This is a genomic window from Roseivirga sp. UBA1976 (genome assembly GCF_002336325.1).
Lineage (GTDB): Bacteria > Bacteroidota > Bacteroidia > Cytophagales > Cyclobacteriaceae > Roseivirga > Roseivirga thermotolerans.
Genome location: NZ_DDDQ01000112.1, coordinates 1 through 3,665, shown reverse-complemented (window position 1 = coordinate 3,665; position 3,665 = coordinate 1). Strand labels below are relative to the sequence as shown.

Here is a 3,665-nt window from a genome sequence, read left to right as displayed (position 1 = left end):
TTGCCCAAGAAGTTTTTGCTCAGTCAGCGATTTTGGGTGGAAGCGGAGGAATGTTTGGAACTGCCGAAAAGGAGGGAGATGCTTATCGGCTTAATGGTACTTGGCGCTACGCAACAGGAGCACCATATCTCACTCATTTTACCTTGAATGCAAAAATTATAGAGAATGGGATAGAGTTGAAGAATGAGGATGGAACACCAAAATTCCTGTCATTCGTTATTCCAGCAACTGAAGTGACCATTATTGAGGATTGGCAAACCATGGGGCTGAAAGCTTCGGCTACTCATTCTTTTGAGGTGATTGATGTAGTTGTTCATGAGCGTTTCAGCTTTATTTATAATCAGTTTTATCATCCTCAGTCAGTCTTTAAAATTCATTTTTCAGTATTTGCCGACCTCACCCTTTGGGTAAACTATATTGGTATGGCTGAACACTTTTGGGAAGAGGCAGCTTTAATTACTCAGTCCGAACCATTGAATGGGCTGGAATCTGTCGTTCGATCGGCTAACCGGGAAATCAGAGAAATTGTACGAACCGTATCGGAATTGACGGACAGCAACGGAATATTTGCTGATTCATTCATAAGAGAGGTACATGAGGCGGCATCCGTTTCAGTCAGGTATATTTCCAGCGCAATTACGGCTCTTTATCCCCACTTAGGCGTTAAGGCCAGCAGAGAGGATCATTCGATCAATCAGATATTCAGAGATTACTTCACCGCTACCCAGCATCATATATTTACCAGAAAGACTGATTGAAGAAAGACGGTTAGGCATCTTTTAGTCAATAAAAAGAGACTTTCCCAAACTTAAACGCCATTGCCTACCCCTGAAGGTGATTTTATCTACTTGGCACTTAAGGCCGATGGAGATTTCCGATCAAACCGGAAATAACGAGAATAGTGGCTTTCGCGGTGACCTCTTTTTATGACTGTTGTTGAATAACTGTTCAACAATGCCTAGCAATTGCCTTCAATATCACAGCTATCGCCTTGTTCTGGCGAAGTATTGATGAAAGAGCTGCTTTCGGCCTGAATCTTTTCTAAGGTGGCTTTAAAATGCTCTACTGGTTGAGCACCAGATACTGCATATTTTTTATCGAAAACAAAAAAGGGAACTCCTTGAATACCTATTTGCCGAGCCTCTTCAATGTCTTGCTTCACATAATGAGCAAACTGTTCTTCATTGAGCGCCAGTTCTACTTCATCACCACTAATTCCTACAGAATTAGCTAGTTCAACGAGCGTTTTAGTGTCGCTGGTATTTTTTCCTTTAGTGAAATAGGCTTCGAGGAGTGTTTCTTTTAGTTCATCGCCAAGATTCTTTCTCTTGGCTAACTGTAGCACGCGGTGTGCCTTAAATGAGTTGGCTACTTTGGCAATGTCGAAGTTGTAATCTAGTCCGGCATTAGCCGCCATTTCTTCAACGCGCTTATGCATTTGCATGGATTGTTCCAGACTAATGCCCTTGGCCTTTGCCAGATATTCATAGACGCTTTCATCGCTGCTTTCCGGCATATTGGGGTTCAGCTGAAAGCTTTTCCAAACCACTTTAACTTTATCTTTCTCGGGAAAATCTTCTAAGGCCTTTTCCAGATGCCGCTTGCCAATGTAGCAAAACGGGCACATCACATCGCTCCAAATCTCTATGGTCATTTGCCGGTTTTCATTTTAATGATCAATGCCTACAACTCCATAGTACCCGAATTGATTCAACTTTTGAAGGTTAAGTACCGATTTTTTTCATAATCGTAAGGTATTCGGGATCCGATTCCGACAGTTTTAGACACTCTACCATCTGCCAGTTTGCCCTTGTCAGGGTTCGTTTGAGACCGGGTAGAGAGAAGCCTGTGATATCGGGCGCAAGTTTAATTTTGGAAAGTCCTTTTAGAGCCAGTAAGAGAAGAGGTTTTTCTTTCATGCAGGGTGTGGTTGCCATAAAGTAACCTCCCGGTTTCAACAGGTGGTCGGCCCGCTGTAAAACAGCCTGTAGATCGGGTAATAGGTGGAGCAGATAGTTGGCTGTAATGCATTCGAAAGAGTGGTGACTGAGCTTTTCATCAAATACATCGGCTTTGAGAAAATGCGTGTTCGTAAGGCTATTTTGCAGGGCTCGTTCTTGCGCTTTTCTAATCATTTGGGATGAAATATCTATTCCTGTGACTTGTTGTACATGACCCGCAATTCGCGAAGCCATTAAACCTGTTCCGCAGCCCAGATCTAATACCTTATCGGCTGGCAGCATGTATTTTTTAAGGGTATCGAAAACCAGCTCGTGCTTGTGGCTGTCGTTGGCCTCGGCATTGTCATAGCCTGGTGCGGCCCTATCCCAAAATTTTTCGGTGTTATATCTGCGGTTCTTCATTAAGCGGTAATAACAGTAACATATAGGCTGTTTACCGCCATGAAGGTATTAAGTTGAGTCGTTAGCGCCAATGGTTTTAAGCACTTAGAGGCTAATCCGTTTCCATTGAACCTGTTGCGGTAGGGCACGGGCCAAGTATTTTGGCTTTGGCCGATGCTTAAATAGGCTTGCTGTTAGTTGTTGAAATATATCTTGTTGGTATTTCTGTAGCCTGAGTTGTCGCCATACCAATCTTTATATAACGCCCCGCTGCTGAGTCCCCAGTCAACAAATTTGTTGTAGCCCTGGTCAATTCGGTTTTTTTCGATTGGGTATCGGAACTCATGTATGATATGGATGGCCCAAGGCAGGTTGTTGCTATCCTGATAGGTTTTTCCGGTGTTTACGTTGGTGTCATCGCTGGCCGTTCCAAATAGGCTTGCATCGGCCAAAGAAGTTGGCATTTTGCCGGCCAGGTGCAGTTCTTTTCCTCTCTCATAACTAGAGAAGATAAAAGGGTTGAAGGGGGCCTCGCCAAGTAACTCGGGGGCTATCGGGTTGGTAAATTCTACCACAACTTCTACCGTAAAGGGAGCCACACTGCTTTCGGAAGGGTCGGTATTGATGAACTTTGCGCCTGCAGCCGGTTTCAGGTGATTAAAACTATCATTAAATACAATAATTACCGATTTGTTCTGCTGAGCCTCAAGTCCTTTGGCATTGAGTGTGGTGTTTTGTCCGTCCGTTTTATGACCCGATACGGAAGCAATCAATGTAGGGTCTACATCGAGTTCAATGCCAAAACCACTATGATTGGCGGCTCCTACTGCCCGAATAGTAAAGCTCATTTTAAAGCGTACGCTTTTGTTATCTGAGTTTAACACATTGGTATATCGGTAACCAATAACCATATCATTGAAGTCGTAGTCGCCTTTTACCGGCCATAAATCTTCAAAAGCAAACGTGCCCATGCCCAGTTCGGAGGGAGTGTAGCTATCTACAGCCGCAGTAGGATCGTTTGGATAGTCGTCCAATTCGTCAATTACTCCATCGTTGTCAGAGTCTTGCTGGTTGAGCGAACCGGTATCGCATTTCCAGGCAGTGAGGTCGTTAATTTTTTTGTTGAAAGTTTTTACAATCTGGTAGGCTCCATCTTCCTTACTAATTTGAATGAGGTTTGAGTTGGCATCGTTGGTACCTACAAATATTCTATCCTGGCGGTCTATAGCCATAGAGGTGAGTTGAAAGGGGAAGTTTTCGGCACTTATTCTTACAATTTCGGCTGTTCCGTTGGTGTCGTTTATTGAAGTGAATTTATACAGC

At 43.7% G+C, this 3,665-nt stretch carries 4 protein-coding genes; 1 reads left to right on the top strand and 3 read right to left on the bottom strand.

All coding sequences use genetic code 11. The annotated features are described in order from the left end of the window. Window positions 1-758 (top strand): hypothetical protein (locus B3763_RS11145; RefSeq protein WP_286746515.1); only part of this gene is annotated, 758 nt, incomplete at its 5' end. Window positions 759-958: 200 nt separating this feature from the next. Here the strand turns inward: B3763_RS11145 and B3763_RS11140 are convergent. The 3 genes from B3763_RS11140 to B3763_RS11130 all read right to left on the bottom strand — a co-directional run. After that, a complete protein-coding gene (locus B3763_RS11140) occupies window positions 959-1,654 on the bottom strand; it encodes a DsbA family oxidoreductase (RefSeq protein ID WP_348655142.1) in 696 nt (231 codons plus the stop codon). Between the two features lie 70 nt (window positions 1,655-1,724). Continuing rightward, a complete protein-coding gene (locus B3763_RS11135) occupies window positions 1,725-2,363 on the bottom strand; it encodes a class I SAM-dependent methyltransferase (protein ID WP_286746513.1) in 639 nt (212 codons plus the stop codon). A 173-nt stretch (window positions 2,364-2,536) separates the two neighbouring features. Continuing rightward, window positions 2,537-3,665, bottom strand: a 1,129-nt coding sequence (locus B3763_RS11130; protein ID WP_286746511.1) for an LruC domain-containing protein, incomplete at its 5' end; no start/stop codon positions are given.

What these genes read in the sequence shown, in the direction of transcription:
- B3763_RS11140 (WP_348655142.1), bottom strand. Translation starts at nt 1,654, where the DNA reads ATGACCATAGAGATTTGGAGCGATGTGATGTGCCCGTTTTGCTACATT.
- B3763_RS11135 (WP_286746513.1), bottom strand. Translation starts at nt 2,363, where the DNA reads ATGAAGAACCGCAGATATAACACCGAAAAATTTTGGGATAGGGCCGCA.